Genomic DNA, 19992 nt, shown 5'->3' with positions numbered 1-19992 from the left:
ATCGAGCGCCGAGGTGGGCTCGTCGAAGAGCAGTGCCTTGGGGTCCATGGCGAGGGCGCGGGCGATGGCCACCCGCTGCTGCTGACCGCCCGAGAGCTGGGCGGGGAACTTGTCGGCCTGCGAGGCCAGTCCGACCCGCTCCAGCAGTTCCCGGGAGCGCCGGTCCGCCTCGTCCTTCTTGCGCTTGCGGACCTTGAGCTGGGCGAGCGAGACATTGGCCAGCACGGTCCGGTGCGCGAACAGGTTGAACGACTGGAAGACCATGCCCACTTCGGCCCGGAGCTGGGCCAGCCCCTTCCCCTCCTCGGGGAGGGGTCTGCCGTCGATCGCGATGTGGCCGGACTCGATCGTCTCCAGCCGGTTGATGGTCCGGCAGAGCGTCGATTTGCCGGAGCCGGAGGGGCCGATGACCACCACCACCTCCCCGCGGCCGACGGTGAGATTGATGTCCTGCAGTACGTGCAACTGTCCGTAGTGCTTGTTGACGTCCCGCAGCTCGATCAACGGATCGACGGCCATACGCTGCCCTACCCACTTTTCGCTGTGTCGAGGTCAGCGCAAACTATCCAGCCTGAAAAGGGACTTCGCCGCCGACACGCACAAATGGGGCATAAGGCTTCTTATTCGATTGCCATGGAAGTTCTACCCCTCGGCCGACTCCGAATAGACCTGGGAGAGCTCCGGGCTGCCCGCCATCGCCCAGTCCAGCCCCGCCTCCACCACGTCGATCTCCCGCCCGGAGGCGAGCCGCACCACGGGCTGCCCGCCCGGCCAGATGCTCCAGACCGCACCGGGGACGTTCCGCACCAGGACCGTTCCGAGGTACAGCCCCGCGTCGTTGCCCAGCCAGGGCAGCTCCTCCGGATCGTCCCGCCAGCGCGGCGGCAACTGGTCGAGAGCCGCCAACGAGGCCGGGCTGTCGTCGAGTTCGAGCCCGCGCTGCCCCGCTCGGACACGCAGCAGCTCGCACTCCGCGAGGAGCTCGGCCACGCCGTCGGGATCGGCGGCGACCGCGGCGGCGAGCCCTGTCCCCCGCGCTCCGTCGTGACGCCTACGCCAGTTGTCCAAGAAAGGGATGTTCATACCACTCAGGGTCGCATCCCTCCTGTGGTGTGCACCACAAGGCGCGCGGCCTGTCGTTCGAGTGCTGAACCCGAGGCGGGCGCCCGCTCGCGCGCCGCCGCACGCGCCGCGCACCACCCCGGGACGGTTCCGGCGGAAAAGGGGTGGAGGCGAGCGCCCCGGGCTGGTAGCTTCGCGATCATGTCCAGCCCCGAGTCCGACAGAGGCTAGCCACCGGTCCGCCGGTGGCCGATCCGCCGTCGAATCGCTCCCGTGGTGCCGAGTACCGGCCCGGGGCGGTTTCCCGCCGGCTGCCGCCGCAGGACCCCCGCTGTGTGGGCTGCGCTCTCCCTCCGCGCTCGTGAACCGCTCCCGGTCCACCGTGCGCGGACTTTCCGGCTCCGGCGCCTGCCGCGCCGCCCGTCACGTCCATGAACATCCCGGACGTTCTTCCGCGTTGCCGCCCGTCGTGCCGGGCGGGCGCGGGCCCACACCCCCTGTCCGGTCCATCTGTCAGTCGTCCATGGGGTTCCTTCATGCCATTCGCCGTCTACGCGCTCGGGCTCGCCGTCTTCGCCCAGGGCACCTCCGAATTCATGCTGTCCGGGCTGGTCTCGGACATTGCCGCCGACCTGCACGTGTCCATTCCCGCCGCGGGGCTGCTGACCTCGGCCTTCGCCATCGGAATGATCGTCGGGGCGCCGCTGATGGCGCTCTTCAGCCGGAACTGGCCGCGCCGCCGCGCCCTGGTGTTCTTCCTCTGTGTCTTCAGCGCCGTGCATGTCGTCGGCGCGCTCACGCCCGGCTACGGGCTGCTCCTCGCGACGCGGGTCGTCGGGGCACTGGCCAATGCGGGCTTCTGGGCGGTGGCCCTGGTGACCGCGGTCTCCATGGCCGGGCCCGAGGCGCGGGCCCGCGCCACCTCGGTGGTCGTCGGTGGCGTCACCATCGCCTGTGTCGCCGGGGTGCCCGCCGGTGCGGCGCTCGGCGGGCACTGGGGGTGGCGGTCGGCGTTCTGGGCCGTGGCCCTGGTCTCCGTACCGGCCGTCCTCGTGATCGCCAGGACCGTTCCGGCGGGGCGGCCGGAGACCACGCCCGCGCCCGCGAGCGTGGAGCTGCGGACCCTGACCGGTCCGCGGCTGCTGCTGACCCTGCTGACCAGCGCCCTGGTGCAGGGGGCGACGTTCTGCGCATTCTCCTACGTCGAGCCGCTCGCCACGCGTGTCACCGGGCTCACCGCCGCCTGGGTGCCCGGTCTGCTGGCGCTGTTCGGGCTGGGCTCGTTCATCGGGGTCACGGCCGCCGGCCGGTTCGCCGACCTGCGGCCGGTCGCCTTCACCGCTGCCGGGCTGGTGGCGCTCGCGGTCGGCTGGGCCGGGTTCGCGCTGACCGCGGGCAGCCCTTTCGCTACGGTGGCGCTCGTTCTCGTCCAGGGGATGCTGGCGTTCGGCACCGGTACGGCGCTGATCTCGTGGGTGTTCCGGCTGGCGGCCGACGCACCGACGCTCTCCGGTTCGTTCGCCACCGCCGCGTTCAATGTGGGCGGTGCGCTCGGGCCCTGGCTGGGCGGGCTGGCGATCGGTGCGGGACTGGGCTTCCGGTCGCCGCTGTGGGTGAGCGCCCTGCTGATGGTCCTGGCACTGGGCACCGCCGGGGCGTCACTGCGGATGCGCCGCGTCGCCACCGTCTGACCGGCGGCAGGCATTGGAGCCCCGCCCGGCGCTGAACGGGCGGGGCTGTCCTGGTCACTGCAAGCAGCCAGCAAGCGGGATAAGGACAGGAACCACGCTAGCGGCCACCACTGACAACCGGTCCTCAGAGGTTGAGGTCCACGACCACCGGGGCGTGGTCGGACGCGCCCTTGCCCTTGCGCTCCTCGCGGTCCACATAGCTGTCCCCGACCGCCGCGACGAAGGGGGCGTTGCCGTAGACCAGGTCGATCCGCATGCCCTTGTTCTTCGGGAAGCGCAGCTCCCGGTAGTCCCAGAAGGTGTACGGGCGGTCGTACTTGAGCGGGCGCGGCATGACGTCCGCCAGCCCCTCCTCGCGCAGCGCGGCGAGGGCGGCGCGCTCGGCGGGGGTGACATGCGTGGCGCCCTCGAACAGGGCCGGGTCCCAGACGTCCTCGTCGGTCGGGGCCACGTTGAAGTCGCCCAGCACCGCGAACGGCTGCGAGCCCGCGGCGTCCGCCGCGACGGCCTTCTGGAGGGCCTCGAACCAGCGCAGCTTGTACGCGTAGTGCGCGTGCTCGACCTCGCGGCCGTTGGGCACGTAGACCGACCAGACGCGGACCGGGCCGCAGGTCGCGGAGATCGCCCGCGGCTCCTGCGCGCCCTCGTAGTCCGGGCCGTCCGGCAGCCCCGTGACGACGTCGGACAGGCCGACGCGGGAGACCAGCGCCACGCCGTTCCACCGCCCGGTGGCGTTGACCGCGGACTCGTAGCCGAGCTCCCGGAGCGCGTCCGCCGGGAACTGTTCGGCGGTGCACTTGGTCTCCTGGATGCACAGCACATCCGTGCCGGTGCCCTCCAGCCAGGCCAGCAGCCTCGGGAGCCGGGCGGTGATCGAATTGACGTTCCAGGTGGCGATGCGCATGTACGTAAACCTAGCGGCTGCCGCTGACAGTCGCCGGACCGGCGCCGGTCACAACCCGGTCGAGTCCCCCGGGGCCAGCCGGCCGTGGTCGGTGCCGCCGAGGCTGCCGATCTGGTTGTCGTAGATCGGGCGGGCGAGATCGGTGAGCAGCGCGTCGTGGATGTCGATGGCGCGCCGCGGCTTCACCTCGCGCACGTAGTCGATGACTTCGGAGATCTTGTTCCAGGGGGCCATCACCGGGAGCATCAGGGTGTCCACCGGGTGGTCGGGGACGGTGAGCGCGTCGCCCGGGTGGAAGAGCGAACCGTCCACCAGGAAGCCGATGTTGGTGATCCTCGGGATGTCCGGGTGGATCACCGCGTGCAGTTCGCCGTGCACCTGTACGTCGAAGCCCGCCGCGGTGAAGGTGTCGCCGTTTCCGACGGTGTGCACGCGGCCGGGGAAGGCCGCGGCGAGCCGGTCCGCGACGCTGCGCAGGGTCCAGATCTCGGCGGCCGGGTCGGCGTCCAGGGCCGCGCGCAGCCGCCCCTCGTCGAAGTGGTCGGGGTGCTCGTGCGTCACCAGGATCGCGTCGGCGCCGACCGCGGCGTCCTGTTCGGAGAAGCCGCCCGGGTCGATGGCGAGCGTCCGCCCGTCCTTCTCCAGACGGATGCAGGAGTGCGTCTTCTTGGTCAGTGTCAGGTGCATGGGGTTCACGGCGTCCATGGGCCCCATCCTGCTACGGCCGGGGCCGCGTTTCTTCCTGAATCACGGTCCGGGCGACGGAGAAGGCGGCGTCGGCGGCGGGCACCCCGCAGTACACGGCGGTCTGCATGAGCACCTCCTTGATCTCGGCCGGGGTGAGGCCGTTGCGCAGCGCGGCCCGGACGTGCGCCGCCAGGCCCTCCATGCGGCCGGAGGCGATCAGCGCGGTGAGCGTGACACAGCTGCGGGTCCGGCGGTCCAGGCCCTCCCGGGTCCACACCTCGCCCCAGGCGTAGCGGGTGACCAGCTCCTGGAAGTCCTCGGTGAAGTCGTCGCAGGCGGCCATCACCTGGTCCACGTGGGCATCGCCCAGCACCTCACGGCGCACCTTCATGCCGCGCTCGTGCGGGTCGGGGCGTCCGGCGGGCCCCGGGTCGGGCTGCGGAGTGGCAGCGGTGATCTCCGCGACGGGAAGCACGGGTGCGGAGAGCTGTGGGGTGACGGCCGGGGCGGGGATGGCGGCGAGGGTGTCCTGCCAGGCCGAGGAGAAGTGGGTGAGCAGCAGATCGGTGACGGCGCCGGGCTGCTCGACCGGGGCGAGATGGGAGGCGCCGGGTACGAGGGCGAGGCGGGCGTCCGGTATGCCGGCGACCAGGACGCGGGCGTCGCCCGGTCCGGTGACCCGGTCCTCGGCACCGACCAGGACCAGGGTCGGGGCGCCGATGCGGCCGAGTTCGCCGCGGACGTCGAATGCGGCGAGGGCCTCGCAGGCGGCGATGTAGCAGCCCGGGTCGGTGGTCCGCACCATCTGCACGGCCCAGTCGACGATGGCCGGCTGGGCGGCGGCGAAGCCGGGGGTGAACCAGCGCTCGGGTGCGGTGCGGGCCATCGGCTCCAGACCGTTGGTGCGGACGACCACCCCGCGCTGGCGGAACTCGTCGGCGCTGCCGAACCGGGGCGAGGCCGCGACCAGGGCCAGCGAGGCGACCCGCTGCGGGTGGCGCAGCGCGAGATCGGCGCCGATCGCGCCGCCGATGGAGCAGCCCGCGTAACCGAAGCGCTGGACGCCCACGCCGTCGAGAGTGGCGAGCAGCCGGTCGGAGAGGTCGGCGACGGCGGTGGCGGGGTGGGCGGGGGCGCCGCCGTGGCCGGGGAGGTCGTAGCGGAAGACCCGCCAGTGCTGGGTGAGCTCCGGTATCTGCCGGTCCCACATGTGCCACGAGGTGCCGAGGGAGGGGCCCAGGACCAGGATCGGTGCGTCTTCCGGCCCGTCAAAGCGGTATTGCAGGGTTTCAGTCGTCGTCTCACTCACCCGCTCACGCTCCCATATCCCACGGGATCGCACGTCGCTGGGGGGAACCCAGCGGTTTCTGGCCCTGCTCCTGGGGGGCCGCCTCCCTTGTCTTGCGGGGCCGCCCCGGTCACAGCTTCCGGGCGGCCCGGTGGCAGCATCGCCTGTCTCTCCGTACGAGATCCGGCGCGGCATCCCGACGGTCTACGCGGGCGGCAGCCGTGCGGCGGACCTCACCCCGTCCGCACCGTTCGGCGCAGCGGCGGACCCGCAGGTCGCCGGATGCGCCCGGGCGGCGCTCGCCCGGCTCGAACCGGTCTTCACGCGTCCCGGGGAGTCGCGGCGCGCTTCTCGACGGCCGAGATCAGGGCCTCGACCGTGGCGTCGAAGATCTGCTCGTCCGTCACCTCGGCGAGTTCGCCGCTGAGGCCGGTGATGTGGGGGAAGCGCTGCGGGTCGACCAGCCGGTACTCGCGGTTCCACGCGGAGTTGTCGGCCGCGCGGGCGTCCGCGTCGAACAGCAGGAAGGCGGCCTGCTGACCCACGTACGCGAGGAGGGTGTCCCCGATCATGCGGTAGTGGACGGCGGCCTCGGATCCCTCCAGGCCGGCCTCCCGGACGGCGCCGAGGATGAGTTCGACGACCCGGAACTCGTTGGAGCGGCGCGTGGTCCGGCTCGCCATGGCGGAGCCCACCACCGGGTACTTGAGGGCGACCGCGAGGGAGGCGTCGGCGAGTGCCCGGATGCGGGCCTTCCAGTCGAGGCCGTCGGGGATGGCGTCGAGCGCCTCGCCGAGCATGTGGTCGGCGACCGACAGCAGCAGCTCGTCCTTGTCGCGGAAGTGCCGGTAGATCGCGGTCGGATCCGCCCCGAGTTCCTCGCCCAGGCGCCGGACGGTGAAGGCGTCCTCGCTTCCGCGGGCGGCGATGCGCAGGCTCGCGTCGATGATCGCGCCGGGCGTGAGCTGACTGCCGGCGCGCTTGCTCCGGGCCTTGGTGGCAGGTGACTTCGGCATGGTGCGGCCAGTGTATCGGTTCGGAATCCAGTGAGCGCAACGATGTTGACAGCATCGTTGCGCTGTCGTTCACTCCTCCTCAACGAACACGTCGGGCGGGTTCATTCCGCCCTGCTGGAGGTTGAATCGATGGCGCACAGCAGCGAACGGGCCGACACCGTCTTCGTCGGGGGCCGGGTCTTCACCGGGGCGGGCCCCGTCCCGGTGGACGCCGCCGTCGCCGTCGCGGGCGGCCGGATCATCGCCGTCGCCGACGTGGGTACGGTGCGCGCGCTGACCGGTGCCGGTACCGAGGTCGTCGACCTGGAGGGCGGCCTGCTCGTCCCCGGATTCCAGGACGCGCACATCCACCCCGTGATGGGTGGCACCCAGATGCTCGGCTGCGACCAGAGCGCGCAGACCACCGCCGAGGGCTGTCTCGACGTGGTGGCCCGGTACGCCGAGGACCACCCGGACGTGACCTGGATCCGTGGCGGCGGCTGGTCGATGGACTGCTTCCCGGGCGGCACGCCGACGCGCTCCATGCTCGACGCGGTGGTACCCGACCGGCCCGTGCTGCTCGTGAACTGCGACGGCCACGGCGCCTGGGTCAACACCCGCGCGCTGGAGATCGCCGGTGTCGACCGGCACACCTCCGACCCGGCCGACGGCCGGATCGAGCGGGAGGCGGACGGCACCCCGGCCGGCACCCTGCACGAGGGCGCGGTGGAGCTGGTGGCCCGTCATGTTCCGGTCGCGACCGAGGACGAGACGTACGCCGGGCTGCTCGCCGCGCAGGAGTACCTGTTCTCGCTCGGGGTGACCGGGTGGCAGGACGCCATGATCGGCTCGTTCCACGGCTACCCGGACAACCTGCCCGTCTACCTGCGTGCGGCCCGCGAAGGCTCGCTGCTCGCCCGGGTCGTCGGCGCCCTGTGGTGGGACCGGAACCGCGGAATGGAGCAGCTTCCGGAGCTGGAGGAGCGCCGCCGCATCGGGCAGGCGGGCCGTTTCGCGGCCACCAGCATCAAGATCATGCAGGACGGCGTCGCGGAGAACTTCACCGCCGGGATGCTGGAGCCCTATCTGGACGGCTGCGGCTGCTCGACCGGCAACTCCGGCCTGAGCTTCGTCGAGCCCGGACTGCTGAAGGAAGCGGTGTGCGCGCTCGACCGCTCCGGCTTCCAGGTCCACTTCCACGCGCTCGGCGACCGTGCCGTGCGCGAGGCACTCGACGCGCTCGGCGAGGCCCGTGCGGCCAACGGCGCCAACGACCACCGGCACCACCTGGCCCACCTCCAGGTCGTCCACCCCGATGACATCGCGCGTTTCGCGGAACTGGGCGTCGCCGCGAACATCCAGCCGCTGTGGGCCGCCCACGAACCCCAGATGGACGAGCTGACCATCCCCTTCCTCGGGGCCGAACGCGCCGCCCAGCAGTACCCCTTCGGGGATCTGCGCCGTGCCGGCGCCCACCTCGCCGCCGGCAGCGACTGGTCGGTGAGCAGCCCCGACCCGCTGTGGGGCATCCATGTCGCGGTCAACCGTGCCGCCCCCGCCCAGGAACTCCCCGAGGGCGAGACGTATCCGCCGTTCTACCCCGAACAGGCACTGACCCTGGCCGAGGCGCTCACCGCGTACACCGCGGGCACCGCCTGGGTGAACCACCTCGACGACGTGACCGGCACGGTCGAGGTGGGCAAGTACGCGGACCTCGTCGTCCTCGACCGTGACCCGTTCACGCGCCCCGCCGACGAGATCGGCGACGTCCGGGTGCGCCGGACGTACGTCGAGGGCCGTCTCGTGTTCGACGCGGACACGACCGCGCCCACTGCGTCGACCGACTGACACAACCCCCACGCGCTTCATCGAGCCCACCCCGGACGGAGACAGACAGTGCCAACGCAGAGTGCAGGATCCAGACGGCCGACACGGATACGGGCGGTGCGCCGCGTGGCGGGGACGCTCCTCGCGGCGAGCGCCGTTCTCATCACCAGTGCGTGCAGCGGCACGGCGAACCCGGACAAGAACGCCGACGCCGGCACGTCGTACAAGCTGACCGGGCAGACGCCCGCCGCCGCGGGCGACATCGACTCCTTCACCTGGTCGATCTACGCCGAGCCCTCCTCGCTCGACTACGCCTACGCCTACGACTACCCGCCGAACCAGATCCTCGCCAACGTCTGCGAGAGCCTGCTGCGCTGGAACCCGGACCTGACCACGTCGCCGAACCTGGCGTCCTCGTTCACCAATCCGACTCCCACCACCTGGGTCTACAAGATCCGTCCGGGCGTCCGCTTCCACGACGGGACGGTCCTCACCGCGAAGGACGTCGTCGCCTCGCTGCGCCGCCACATGGACCCCGCCGTGGGCAGCGCGTGGGAGAACACGTTCCGCAACGTGAAGTCGATCGACATGACCGGGCCGCTGGAGGTGACCGTCAAGCTGACGAAGCCGGACGCGGTCTTCAACCAGGAGATGGCCACCAGCTCGGGAACCATCGAGTCGGCCGCGACGCTGGCCAGGGCGGGCAAGGACTACGGCAGTCCCAAGGGCGGGGTGAACTGCACGGGCCCGTTCTCGTTCGGGTCCTGGGCCTCGGGCCAGTCGCTCACCCTGAAGAAGTTCGACGGCTACTGGAACACCGACCTGAAGCCCAAGGCGGGCCAGGTCAAGTTCGTGTTCCTGAGCGACGCGACGACCCGCGTCAACGCCTTCCAGAGCGGTGAGGTGGACGGTGGCTGGATGGTCCCGGCCGACGCCTACGACCAGCTCGGCTCGTCCACGGCCGGCAAGCTCTACTACGGCGTCAACAGCACCGTCGCCGAGGAGATCGTCAGCAATCTCAAGGGCCCGCTCGGTGACACCGAGGTGCGCAAGGCCCTGCTCATGGCCATCGACCGCAAGGGCATCGTCAAGGCCGGCGTCGGCGGGACGGGCGAGGTCGCCGACTCCCTCGTCACCGACAACATGTGGGACCAGGCGCCCCCCGCGGACCGCAAGGCCATCATCAAGGACGCGCCGCGCTACCCGTACGACCCGGCGAAGGCCAAGGAGATCGCGGAGAAGGCCGGGGTGAAGGGGGAGCGGATCGTCATCGCGACCAGCCCCCTCGACTCGCAGACCACGATCGTCGCGCAGGCCGTCGAGCAGGCCGCCAGGGCAATCGGCCTCGACCCCAGGATCGAGACGCTGTCGCCGGAGAAGTACTCGACGCTCTTCACCGACGCCGCCGCCCGCAAGGGAGTCGACCTCTTCCTGACCTTCTGGTACACGTCGATCACCGACCCGCTGGATGTGTACGGCTCCCTGGAGACCGGCATGTTCACCAACTACGGCGGCTGGTCGAACAAGGAGTTCGACCGGGCGATCGAGGACGCCGCAGGCACCTACGACCCGGCCGCGCGGGCCGCGGCGAGCGCGAAGGCGCAGAAGGTCGCCCTGCGGGAGCTGCCCTGGCTGCCCCTGTACACACAGCCCACGAGCGTCTTCCTCGGCAACCGGATCACCGGCGTCCGGCCGTCGGTCGCCTACCTCTACTACCCGTGGGCCGCCGAGATCGGGGCCAAGAAGTGAGCCGTACGACCACCCGGGCGCTCGGGGTCCTGAGCCGCCTGGCCGGGATGGCGGCGACCTTGCTGGTCACCTCCTTCCTGGTGTTCTCCTCGCTGTACCTGGCGCCCGGCGACCCGGCGAGCTTCCTGGTGCGCGGGCGCAGCGCCGGCCCCGACGAACTCGCCCAGATCCGCCACAGGTACGGCTTCGACGAGCCGTTCTTCGTCCGGTACTGGGACTGGCTGGGCGGCGTGCTGCACGGCGACTTCGGCCGCTCCTACGTCTTCCACCAGGACGTCGGCTCGGTCATCTGGTCGCGGCTGCCGTCCACCCTGCTGCTGATCGCCGCCTCCGCCCTGCTGATCGCGGTGGTCGGTGTCGCGGCCGGCATCGTCGGCGCGCTGCGCCGCGGCACCCGCACCGACTCGATGCTGATGCTGCTGGTGACGGTGGGGGCAGCGGCCCCCGCCTTCGTCGCCGCACTGCTGTTGCGGTCGCTGTTCGGCGTGAAGCTGGGCTGGTTCCCGACCATCGGCAACGGCACCGGCGTTCTCGACCGGCTGCACCACGTCGTACTGCCGGCGATCGCCCTGTCCGTCACGTTCATGGCGATGGTCACCCGGGTGACCCGCTCGTCGATGCTGGAGGAACTGGGCCGTGAGCACGTCGAGGTCGCGGTCAGTCGCGGCACCCCGCGGTGGACCGTGATCCGGCGGCACGTACTGCGCAACGCCCTCGGCCCGATCGTCACCGTCTCCGCGCTCCTCGTCTCCGGAATGCTGGTGAGCACCTCGATCGTGGAGACCGCGTTCGGCATGTCGGGCGTGGGATCCCTGCTGGTGACCTCGGTCAACCAGATGGACTTCCAGGTGGTGCAGGCGATCGTGCTGCTCGTGGTGGCCGCGTTCGTCGTGGTCAACTTCCTGGTGGACCTGGTGCATCCGCTGATCGATCCGCGGGTGGCGGCAGCGGGGAGTGCACGATGAGCGCCCCGATGGCGGGACTGACCCGCGGACCGGTCGCGAAGCTGCGCTCCATGGGCGGCAGCCGGCTGGAGAACCTGTGCCTGGGCCTTCTCCTCCTGTTCGTGCTGGTCGCGGTGTTCGCACCGTGGCTGTCACCGCAGGACCCGACGTACGGAGAGCTGGGCACGGGGCTCGTCGGCCCGAGCGCCGACCACTGGCTGGGCACCGACCAGGGCGGGCACGACACCTTCTCGGCCCTGATCGAAGGAAGCCGTACGAGTCTGGTCGGACCGCTGCTGGTGGTACTGGTCTCGACCGTCGCCGGCATCGCCATCGGCCTGTTCTCCGCATGGCGGGGCGGCTGGGCCGACACCGTGATCGGGCGGCTGCTCGATGTCGTCTTCGCCTTCCCGGCGCTGCTCGTCGCGATTCTCGCGGTGGCGGTCTTCGGCAAGGGGATGACGGCGCCGGTGATCGCCATGTCCGTGGCCTACATGCCGTACACCGCACGCCTGGTGCGCGGCCTCGCGATGCAGGAGCAGGCCAGGCCGTACATCGCGGCCTACCGCGTGCAGGGGCACTCCGCCCTCTACGTCGCCGTCCGCAGGCTGCTCCCGAACATCGGCCCGACCGTGCTCGCCCAGTCCACCGTCAACTTCGGCTACGCGCTGCTCGACCTCGCCGCCCTGTCCTTCCTGGGCCTGGGCGTGCAGGCGCCGACACCGGACTGGGGCGCCATGATCAACCAGTCCCAGGCCGCCGTCCTGCGCGGCGAGCCGCTGTCCGCGGTCGTGCCCGCCGTCGCCGTCGTGGTGGTCGTCGTCGCCTTCAACATCGTCGGGGAGAACGTCGGCGACCGGCTCGCAGGGAGGAAGACCTGATGGCGCTGCTGGAGTACGAGAACCTGAGCATCGCCCTGCCCGGCATGGCCCGGCCGGTGCTCGACGGCATCGACCTGACCGTGTCGGCGGGTGAGATCGTCGCGCTGGTGGGCGAATCCGGTTCCGGGAAGTCGGTCACCGCACGGTCGGCCCTCGGGCTGTTCCCCACCGGGGCCGACATCGACGGCCATGTGCGCGTCGACGGAACGGAGGTGGTGGGCGCCGGCCCGGCGGCCCTGCGGTCGATCCGTACCGGCACGGCGTCGATGATCTTCCAGGACCCCCGGGCAGGCATCAACCCGGTCCGCCGCATCGGCGACTTCCTCACCGAGTCGCTGCGCGTCAGCAACGGCTGGGACAAGGGCCGCGCCAACGCCCGCGCCGCCGAACTGCTCGCCGCGGTCGGACTCCCCGACCCCGAGCGGCACTTGCGGCAGTACCCGTACGAGCTCTCCGGCGGCATGCTGCAACGCGTCATGATCGCCGGAGCGCTCACCGCCGGGCCCAGGCTGCTGCTCTGCGACGAACCCACCACCGCGCTCGACGTCTCCACCCAGGCCGAGATCATGGCCGTCCTCGGGCGGCTGCAGCGCGAACGCGACCTGGGCATGCTCCTCATCACGCACGACATCGAACTCGCGGCCGCGGTCTGCGACCGCATCTACGTGATGTACGCCGGCCGGATCGTCGAGTCCGCTCCCACCGCACAGCTCTTCGGGACACCCCGCCACCCCTACACCGCGGGCCTGCTCGGCTCGTCGCCGCCCCTGCGGGCCCCGGACGGACCGCCCGCCCGGCTCGTCCCGATCCCGGGTTCCCCCATGGGGCTGCTCGACTCGGCGCCCGGCTGCTCCTTCGCGGCGCGCTGCCGCTCGGCCCGGCCCGGGGTCTGCGACCGGACAGTGCCGCGGCTGGAGCGGCACGGCGAGGCGCTGGTCGCCTGCCACCTCGCGGAGGAGTCACTCACCTCCATGGACAACACCGCCACAAGGGAGGGCAGTTGACCGTCGAGAACAGCGCCCGCACACTGCTCCGGGTCAGCGGGCTGCGCAAGACCTACCGGACGGGAAAGACGGAGGTCGTCGCCGTCGACGGCCTGTCGTTCTCACTGCGGGCCGGCGGCGCCCTCGGCATCGTGGGAGAGTCTGGCTCCGGCAAGACGACCACGGCCCGGATGCTGATCGGCCTCGAACGCCCCGACGCCGGCCAGATCCTCGTCCAGGGTGAACCACTGGCCCCGACCGTACGCGGCAGGGCGGCCCGGCTCGCCCGGGCCAAGGCGGTGCAGATCGTCTTCCAGGACCCGTACCTCTCGCTGGACGCGCGGGTCACCATCGGCGCCACCATCGACGGAGCGCTGCGTCTGCACGGTCTCGCCGACCCCGCCGCCCGGGCCGCCCGGATGCGGGAACTCCTCGCCCAGGTGGGCCTCGGGGAACGGGAGGCGGCGGCCCTGCCGCGCAGACTCTCCGGCGGACAGCGTCAACGCGCCGCCATCGCACGCGCGCTGGCGGTCGAACCCGCGGTGCTCGTACTGGACGAGGCGGTGTCCGCGCTCGATGTCTCGGTCCAGGCCCAGGTACTCAACCTCCTGTCGGACATCCGCCGCGACACCGGCATCGGCCTGGTCTTCGTCAGCCACGACCTGGCCGTCGTGCGGTACGTGTGCGACGAGGCGCTCGTCCTGTTCCGGGGCCGCACCATGGAACACCGCCCCGTCGCGGAGCTGCTCTCCGACCCCGGACACCCGTACACACAGCTGCTGCTGGCATCCGTTCCCCGGCCGGACTGGGACCCCGACTCCATCAGCCGGCGGCGCAGGGAACTCGATCCGCCGGCGGCGGGAGGCGCCGGCTGACGGACGCTCCCGGCGCGAGGGGGTTCCGGCCCCGGCGAATCCGGTGCTTCTCCGGCACGGCCTCCGGGCGGGCCTCCCGCTGTGGGAGGCCCGCCCGGTCGGATCAGGTGGTCAGCGGACGTCGTAGGCGCGGGTGATGGTCTGGGTGACCGCGTTGCCGTTGGTGTCCGTGAGGGTGGCCTTCGTCATGACCTGCTTGCCGGAGGCTCCGGTGAGGTCGAGGACGGCCGTCCAGTCCCCGTTCCGCTGCCCGGTCGGCGCCTGGGTCCAGGTGGTGCCGCCGTCGTAGGAGTAGGAGAACGTGGCCGCCTTGATGGCGCCCGGCGTGTACCCGGCGTGGCCCTCGGCCGACAGGCCGACCTTGATGCCGCCCCGCGCGGGCAGGGTGTTCAGGCCGTCCACCGGCACGTCGTACGCCGGGGAGAGGATCGGCAGGCCGCGCGAGTAGACGTCGGGCTCCAGGTGGGAGCGGAAGCTCCAGGTGGTTGTGACGGCGGTGGAGCGCAGCCAGTTCCGGTCCGAGGTGTCGATCTTCTCCAGGTTCTGGGTGAGCTCGTACGCGGAGTCCTCGTCCGGTACCTCGAACACGCCGTACGGGTAGGTGTCGGTGGCGATCTGCTCACCGTTGCGCTTCAGCACCAGGTTGCCGAGGTCGCCGAACGATCCGCCGTAGGACCAGTGGTCGCCGGAGCCGTCGACCCAGAGGGCGTTCTGGAAGCCCATCAGGTTGCCCTGCCGCTCGGCGTTCAGCATCAGCTCGCCGTCGGCGTCGCGCGGTGCGGCCGGCCGCAGGGGGCCGCCGTACCACTCCTCGGCGCTCCGCTGTCCGGCCTGGTAGGTGCGCAGTCGGTCACCCATGAACGCGGCGAACGGGAAGCTGGTCATCGCGCCGTGGGACCAGCCGTCGCCGCCGGTCGTGTAGTAGGCGGTGCGGGTGACGGGCACGTGGACGGAGCCGAACGGGCTCACTGACACGTAGCTGTCGCTGCTCCCGGAGGGGTGGAGGAACATCGCGTCGATGTAGTCGCCCTCCTTGCCCATGGCGTTCCACTTCTCGGTGACCTGGGCCAGCCTGGAGTCCTTGGGCCGGTAGACCTGGTCGGAGTGCAGCGGACCGCGGGTCGGGAAGGACAGGTTGTAGACGTAGGGCGAACCGCCCTCGGAGCCGCTCGCGCGCCAGGTGGGACGGAACTCGAAGGTGCCCTTTCCGGCACGCCCGTCGACATCCGCGTAGAACTTCTGGATGGCGGTGCCGGCCATGAGCGATCCGGACATCAGCCAGGTGTCGTCCCATGTGCGGGAGTAGCTGAGCGTGGTGTTGTCCACCGTCGAGGGGCGGTCGGTGCGCAGGCTCAGCCGGTGGGCCCGGCGGGCGTCGAGGACGACGGTGGTGTCACCGGTGATCCGCAGCTGCGGCTTCGCGAGGTAGCCGACCGACTCGGCCACGTTGCTCGCGTCGTACGTCGCCACGAAGCTGCTGAGTGCGTAGTCGCCCGGGCGCACCCGGTACGTCTGGTCGGTCGCGCCGTTGTTGCTGCGGCGCTCGCCCTTGTCGGTGTCGAGGCTGACCAGGTCCAGGGAGGAGGGGCCGGCCGCGGGCTTGCCGTTGCGGTCGATGACCTTGACCCGGAGCGTGACCGTCTCCGGCTGGACCTGGAGCGTGACGGGCACGGAGACGTGCACGTCGTCGCCGGTGGCCAGGATCCGGCCGGTGACCGCACCGTACTGGGAGTCCGTCAGACGGGCGGTGGGGTCGATCCGCAGCGGCACCTGGGCGGTGGCCCCCGCGGGGACCTTCACCCTGCCCTGCTCCAGCTTGACGATGCCGGAGCGGACATCGCTGCCGTCGTTGCCGTGCACACCGCTGAGCTTCAGGTTCAGGGTGAGGTCGCTCTTGCCGGTGTTGGTGAAGGGCACCGTGACAGTGGTGCGGTCCGAGGCGTCCTGCGGCCAGTTGTAGTCGCCGGCCTGGACGGCGGGCGCGGAGAGCACCTTCTGGTCGACCGCACCGATCACGTCGAGGACGCCGCCCCCGGTCTGGTCGGCTCCGGCGACCTTGCCACCGGTGCGGGCGGAGGAGACCAGGGCGGCCTTGATCTGCTGCGCGGTCCAGTCGGGGTGGGCCTGGCGGACGACGGCCGCGGCGCCCGCGACGTGCGGGGTGGCCATGGAGGTGCCGGACATCGTCCGGTAGGCGTAGACGCCCCGGCCGCCCGCGCTGGCCGCCGAGATGTCGACGCCGGGGGCGGCGATCTCGGGCTTGAGGGTGTGGGTCACGGCCACCGGGCCGCGGCTGGAGAACCACGCGGTGGTGTCGTCGCGGTCGACGGCACCGACGGTCAGCACACCGGGCACACAGCCGGGCGAGGAGACGGTCTCGGTGGCCGAGCCGGCGTTGCCGGCGGCGACGACGAACAGGGTGTGGCTGTTCTGCGAGAGCTGCTGCGTGGCCTGGGCCATCGGGTCGTTGCAGTCGCCGATCGTGGGGTTGCCCAGGCTCATGGAGACGACGTCGGCCTTCTGGTCGACGGCCCACTGCATGCCCGCGATGATCCAGGAGTCCAGGCCGGATCCCCCGTCGTTGAGGACCTTGCCGATGAGCAGGGAAGCGCCGGGGGCGACGCCCTTCTTGCGGCCGTCACTGGCCGCTCCGGACCCGCCGACCGTGGAGGCGGTGTGGGTGCCGTGGCCCACCCGGTCGTCGGTGTCCCGGGAGTCCGTGAAGTTCTTGGCCGCGGCGACCCGGTCCACCAGGTCCGGGTGCTCGGCGTCCACGCCCGTGTCCAGCACGGCGACCTTGGTGCCCTTGCCGTCGTAGCCGGCCTTCCATGCCTCCGGGGCGTGCACCTGCGCGGTGGACCGGTCCAGGGTGCCCTCGACCTTGCCGTCCAGCCACAGCTTCTTCAGCGTGGAGGCAGCACGTGAGCGGGTGTCGGTGATGTCCCGCCAGAACGTGGCGGCGGTGTCCTTGCCCGCCTTGAGCGCGACGCCGTCCACAGCCGGGAGGCTCAGGCCCCGCTCGGACCCGCGAGGGGCCGGCGGAGCACTCTTCGCGACGTCCACGCCGTTGCGGTAGGTGGCGATGAGTGGCAGCGAGTCGGTGTGCGCGTCGTCGTAGCCCTGGCGGATGAGCCCGGTGACGTTGAACAGCTGCTCGTCGACCCGGCCCTCGGCGATCGCCCGGGAGGCACCTTCGGGGTGGACGTAGAGGTCCTTGCCCAGCTGGTAGGTCTGGACCATGGGCTGCGTGCCGTCCTCGCGGGGCAGCACGGCCGCGGAGCTGCGGCCCGACGGGTCGGTGGTCACCAGCACCTTGTCGCCGGTGACGAGCGTGACCGTCGTCTGCTTGCCGCCCTTCGCCGCGGCCTTGCCGCCGACGATGGGCCTCTTCCCCTCGGCGCCGCCGGACGGCGCGTCCGCCGCCCCGGAAGGCGTGACCCCTGTGACGGCCAGGGCGGCGGCGGTCGCCGCGCCCAAGGCCATACGCGTTATGGAGCGCATGAATCTCCCCACTCGAAACCGTGAACCTGCCGTGCTGCCGGTGCAGCCTGGCAGACATGCGGATCGTGTAGGGGGGCCGCGCGTGACGGGTTGCCCGCATGTCGGTTTTCCGTCACACGCTCATGTGCGTCGAATGGATTCGCCCGGATGATCTTCTCCGGGAGGGGACGGCCGGAGGTCAGAGCCAGCCCGCGCGTGCGGCGTGCCATCCGAGCTGGAGGCGTGAATCCGCTCCGGCGAGGTCCATCAGACGGCGCGTCCTTCGCTCCACGGTCCGTATGGAGACGCCGAGTTGGGAGGCGGCCCGCCGGTCGGAGATCCCTGCCAGCAGCAGGGCGAGGACCTCCAGCTCCCCCTCGGTCGGGTGCTGCTCGGCCGGAGGTTCCGCGTGCACACCCGTGGCGGTGGTGTAGAGCGGCCGGGCCTGGGCCCATTCCTTCTCGAAGAGATGGACCAGGGCGGTCAGCAGGCCGCTGCGGTGCACCACGATGGCGCTCGGCTCTCCGCCGCAGTCCGCCATGTCCAGTGGCACCATGGCGCGTTCCCGGTCCGACACCACCATCTTCAGTGGCAGCGAGTCGACCAGGCGCAGTTCGAGGCCCGCCGTGATGCCCTCCCTCACCTCCTTCGCCATGTCGGGACCGTCGAGATAGCTCCTGGCAGCCACCACCCGGAAGTCGACGCCGCGGTCCAGTGCGGAGCTCTCCGACATGCCGGTGTCCTCGCGAGGCACCGCGATGGGATCGCCGGTGAGGAAGACCAGCAGCTCCTCCTGGGCACCGCGCTGCAGTTGGTGGAACCGGTGGGCGACCTGCTCCACGCCGACGACCACCTCCACGACGCTGCCCGCGGGGTGTGCGGCGGTACTGCGGTACTGCTCGGTCAGCATCGAGAACGCCGCTTCGGCCCGGTGCAGTGCGTTGCGCTGCTCGACGAGGAACGGGGCCAGGGCCACCGAAGGAGGTGTGAGCCGGTACCGGGCGGGCCGGTGGCCGGACGCGCGGTCGGCCGGGCCGGGTGCCCCGCTCCCGGAATCGGCGGCGACCGCCACCAGGCCACGTGTCACCAGCTCGCGCAGGACGCGGTCGGTCTCGGCCCTCCCGAGTCCGCTCTGCCCGGCGAGTTCCTCCGCGGAGGCTGTCGGGCGGGCCAGCAGTGCCGTGTAGATGCTCTCTTCGGCCGGGCCCAGCCCCAGTGCCTGCAGCATCCAGCTCCCCTTCGAACGGCCGCCGGGTCCGGCCTCGGCGCGGATCGGGTGGACCTTACCCCACGCCGGAATGCCACCATTGTCCGCTGTCTGCCGCGCGTCCCGCCAGGGACCTCCGTGCCGGGCACCGTCACGGTCCTGGCCGCCCGGCCGGCCCGGCACGGGGGCCGTCGCCCGGCGGGGCGCGGTCGGCCGACGGCCGGACCTGCATAACGTACGGGGAGTACACCGCCTGCCCGGGAGGTCCCGTGCCCCGTAAACAGCCGAAGAGCCTCGCACGTCCCTACGACGCCATCGAGCCACCGCGCAACGCCGAGGTGGTGATCGGCGTGGTGTCCTTGACCGTCCTGGTGCTGCTCCTCGGTTCCCTGTCCGGGTCTCCGGTGTGGCTGCTCGGGCTCTTCGTGTTCCTGCCCGGTACGGCGTCGGCGCTGTGCACCGTGCGCCAGACGGAGTTCGTGGCCGCGTGGACCACGCTCGTGGTCGCCGTCACGGTGCTGGTCCAGAACGATGACAGCGGGTCGTGGCTCGACAGGATCCTCCTGATGCTGCTCACCCTCGCCCTGGGCGCGGCCTCCGTGTACGCCTGTCACCGTCGTGTCCAGCGCGAGCACGAGACGCTCCGGCTGCGCTCCACCGCCGCGGCGATGCAGCGCCACATCCTGCGCCCGCTGCCCATGCTCACCGAGGAGGTCCTGGTCGACGGGGTGTACGAGCCGGTGCAGGAGGACCGGCTCGTCGGCGGCGACATCTACGACGTCGTCCACTCGCCGTGGGGCACCCGGGTCCTGATCGGCGATGTGCAGGGCAAGGGCCTGCCCGCGGTCGGCGCCGCGTTCGCCGTCATCGGCGCCTTCCGCGAGGCGGCCCACCGGGAGCCCACCCTGACCGCGCTCGCGGACTCCCTCGACGCCTCTGTCGTACGGCACAACTCCTATGCCACGCAGACCGGCGACGACGAACGGTTCGTCACGGCACTCGTCGTCAACATCGACGCGCACGACGAGGCGCAGGCCATCAACTGCGGGCACGTCCTGCCTCAGTTGCTGCACAACGCCACCGTCAGCACTCCGGCCCTCGAATCCGGCGTCCCGCTCGGTCTCGCCGAACTCGCCGCCGAACCCGCGACAGTCGGCTGGTTCGGCTTCCCGCGCGGCGCGACACTGCTGCTGACCACCGACGGACTGACCGAGACCCGCGCGCCCGACGGCACGTTCTACCCCGTCGCCGAACGCCTCGCCGAGCGTGTGTCGCTGCCCGCGACGGACCTGCCGGCCGCCCTCTACGACGACGCGCGCGCGTTCGCCGGAGGCGGCAGCCGGCACGACGACGTGGCCATCCTGTCCGTCCGCCGGTCACCGTTCCGCTGAGTACGGCACGGGCCTTCCCGCGGGGTGG

The 19992-nt window shown here is 71.5% G+C and carries 16 protein-coding genes; 8 read left to right on the top strand and 8 right to left on the bottom strand.

The features are described from left to right. Together EES42_RS30085 and EES42_RS30080 are read right to left on the bottom strand one after the other, a co-directional pair. Positions 1-519: amino acid ABC transporter ATP-binding protein (locus EES42_RS30085; protein ID WP_164495365.1), on the bottom strand; the 519-nt coding region annotated here is incomplete at its 3' end. A gap of 123 nt (positions 520-642) precedes the next feature. Beyond that, entirely contained in the window at positions 643-1083 is a 441-nt protein-coding gene (locus EES42_RS30080) for a DUF6278 family protein (RefSeq protein ID WP_124721422.1), read from the bottom strand. Between the two features lie 515 nt (positions 1084-1598). On the opposite strand from EES42_RS30080, the gene EES42_RS30075 reads away from it, so the two are divergent. Further along, on the top strand, positions 1599-2753 hold the full coding sequence (locus EES42_RS30075) for a Cmx/CmrA family chloramphenicol efflux MFS transporter (RefSeq protein WP_124721421.1): 1155 nt from the start codon (positions 1599-1601) through the stop codon (positions 2751-2753). Between the two features lie 124 nt (positions 2754-2877). On the opposite strand, the gene EES42_RS30070 is transcribed toward EES42_RS30075, so the two are convergent. The 4 genes from EES42_RS30070 to EES42_RS30055 all read right to left on the bottom strand — a co-directional run bounded on the left by EES42_RS30070 (position 2878) and on the right by EES42_RS30055 (position 6648). After that, a complete protein-coding gene (locus tag EES42_RS30070; protein ID WP_124721420.1) occupies positions 2878-3657 on the bottom strand; it encodes an exodeoxyribonuclease III in 780 nt (259 codons plus the stop codon). A gap of 48 nt (positions 3658-3705) precedes the next feature. After that, a complete protein-coding gene (locus tag EES42_RS30065) occupies positions 3706-4362 on the bottom strand; it encodes an MBL fold metallo-hydrolase (RefSeq protein WP_124721419.1) in 657 nt (218 codons plus the stop codon). 13 nt (positions 4363-4375) lie between these two features. Further along, complete coding sequence (gene pcaC / locus EES42_RS30060) at positions 4376-5653, bottom strand: bifunctional 3-oxoadipate enol-lactonase/4-carboxymuconolactone decarboxylase PcaDC (protein WP_124721418.1); 1278 nt, start codon at positions 5651-5653, stop codon at positions 4376-4378. Between the two features lie 299 nt (positions 5654-5952). Beyond that, positions 5953-6648: a TetR/AcrR family transcriptional regulator gene (locus EES42_RS30055; RefSeq protein WP_124721417.1), complete on the bottom strand. Its 696-nt coding sequence runs from the start codon at positions 6646-6648 to the stop codon at positions 5953-5955. 129 nt (positions 6649-6777) lie between these two features. Between EES42_RS30055 and EES42_RS30050 the strand changes: the two genes are divergently transcribed. The 6 genes from EES42_RS30050 (at position 6778) to EES42_RS30025 (ending at position 13886) form a co-directional block, all read left to right on the top strand. Further along, positions 6778-8475 (top strand): amidohydrolase, encoded by a 1698-nt coding sequence (locus EES42_RS30050; RefSeq protein ID WP_124721416.1) that lies wholly within the window; start codon positions 6778-6780, stop codon positions 8473-8475. A gap of 105 nt (positions 8476-8580) precedes the next feature. Next, a complete protein-coding gene (locus tag EES42_RS30045; RefSeq protein ID WP_124721415.1) occupies positions 8581-10203 on the top strand; it encodes an ABC transporter substrate-binding protein in 1623 nt (540 codons plus the stop codon). A gap of 47 nt (positions 10204-10250) precedes the next feature. Beyond that, complete coding sequence (locus EES42_RS30040; RefSeq protein WP_124721582.1) at positions 10251-11168, top strand: ABC transporter permease; 918 nt, start codon at positions 10251-10253, stop codon at positions 11166-11168. Beyond that, positions 11165-12028, top strand: coding sequence for an ABC transporter permease (locus EES42_RS30035; RefSeq protein WP_124721414.1), 864 nt, complete (start codon positions 11165-11167; stop codon positions 12026-12028). Before EES42_RS30040 ends, EES42_RS30035 begins: the two co-directional genes overlap by 4 nt. Continuing rightward, a complete protein-coding gene (locus tag EES42_RS30030) occupies positions 12028-13032 on the top strand; it encodes an ABC transporter ATP-binding protein (RefSeq protein WP_124721413.1) in 1005 nt (334 codons plus the stop codon). Before EES42_RS30035 ends, EES42_RS30030 begins: the two co-directional genes overlap by 1 nt. After that, a complete protein-coding gene (locus EES42_RS30025; RefSeq protein WP_124721412.1) occupies positions 13029-13886 on the top strand; it encodes an ABC transporter ATP-binding protein in 858 nt (285 codons plus the stop codon). Before EES42_RS30030 ends, EES42_RS30025 begins: the two co-directional genes overlap by 4 nt. 111 nt (positions 13887-13997) lie before the next feature. Here EES42_RS30025 and EES42_RS30020 read toward each other — a convergent pair whose 3' ends face one another. Both EES42_RS30020 and EES42_RS30015 read right to left on the bottom strand, forming a co-directional pair. Next, positions 13998-17387: a S8 family peptidase gene (locus EES42_RS30020; protein WP_124721411.1), complete on the bottom strand. Its 3390-nt coding sequence runs from the start codon at positions 17385-17387 to the stop codon at positions 13998-14000. A 178-nt stretch (positions 17388-17565) separates the two neighbouring features. Continuing rightward, positions 17566-18594: a helix-turn-helix domain-containing protein gene (locus EES42_RS30015; protein WP_124721410.1), complete on the bottom strand. Its 1029-nt coding sequence runs from the start codon at positions 18592-18594 to the stop codon at positions 17566-17568. Between the two features lie 248 nt (positions 18595-18842). Between EES42_RS30015 and EES42_RS30010 the strand changes: the two genes are divergently transcribed. After that, positions 18843-19964, top strand: a complete 1122-nt coding sequence (locus EES42_RS30010) for a PP2C family protein-serine/threonine phosphatase (protein WP_124721409.1) — start codon at positions 18843-18845, stop codon at positions 19962-19964. The last annotated feature ends 28 nt before the right edge of the window (positions 19965-19992 follow it).

The organism is Streptomyces sp. ADI95-17 (genome assembly GCF_003846175.1).
Taxonomy (GTDB): Bacteria; Actinomycetota; Actinomycetes; order Streptomycetales; family Streptomycetaceae; genus Streptomyces; species Streptomyces sanglieri.
Note: the sequence above shows the minus strand (reverse complement) of the source record. Positions and strands in the feature narration are given on the sequence as shown.

Bases quoted from the DNA above. Each gene is read 5' to 3' on its own strand.
- EES42_RS30080 (WP_124721422.1), bottom strand. From the start codon at position 1,083: ATGAACATCCCTTTCTTGGACAACTGGCGTAGGCGTCACGACGGAGCG.
- EES42_RS30075 (WP_124721421.1), top strand. From the start codon at position 1,599: ATGCCATTCGCCGTCTACGCGCTCGGGCTCGCCGTCTTCGCCCAGGGC.
- EES42_RS30070 (WP_124721420.1), bottom strand. From the start codon at position 3,657: ATGCGCATCGCCACCTGGAACGTCAATTCGATCACCGCCCGGCTCCCG.
- EES42_RS30065 (WP_124721419.1), bottom strand. From the start codon at position 4,362: ATGGACGCCGTGAACCCCATGCACCTGACACTGACCAAGAAGACGCAC.
- EES42_RS30055 (WP_124721417.1), bottom strand. From the start codon at position 6,648: ATGCCGAAGTCACCTGCCACCAAGGCCCGGAGCAAGCGCGCCGGCAGT.
- EES42_RS30050 (WP_124721416.1), top strand. From the start codon at position 6,778: ATGGCGCACAGCAGCGAACGGGCCGACACCGTCTTCGTCGGGGGCCGG.
- EES42_RS30040 (WP_124721582.1), top strand. From the start codon at position 10,251: ATGGCGGCGACCTTGCTGGTCACCTCCTTCCTGGTGTTCTCCTCGCTG.
- EES42_RS30035 (WP_124721414.1), top strand. From the start codon at position 11,165: ATGAGCGCCCCGATGGCGGGACTGACCCGCGGACCGGTCGCGAAGCTG.
- EES42_RS30030 (WP_124721413.1), top strand. From the start codon at position 12,028: ATGGCGCTGCTGGAGTACGAGAACCTGAGCATCGCCCTGCCCGGCATG.
- EES42_RS30020 (WP_124721411.1), bottom strand. From the start codon at position 17,387: ATGCGCTCCATAACGCGTATGGCCTTGGGCGCGGCGACCGCCGCCGCC.
- EES42_RS30015 (WP_124721410.1), bottom strand. From the start codon at position 18,594: ATGCTGCAGGCACTGGGGCTGGGCCCGGCCGAAGAGAGCATCTACACG.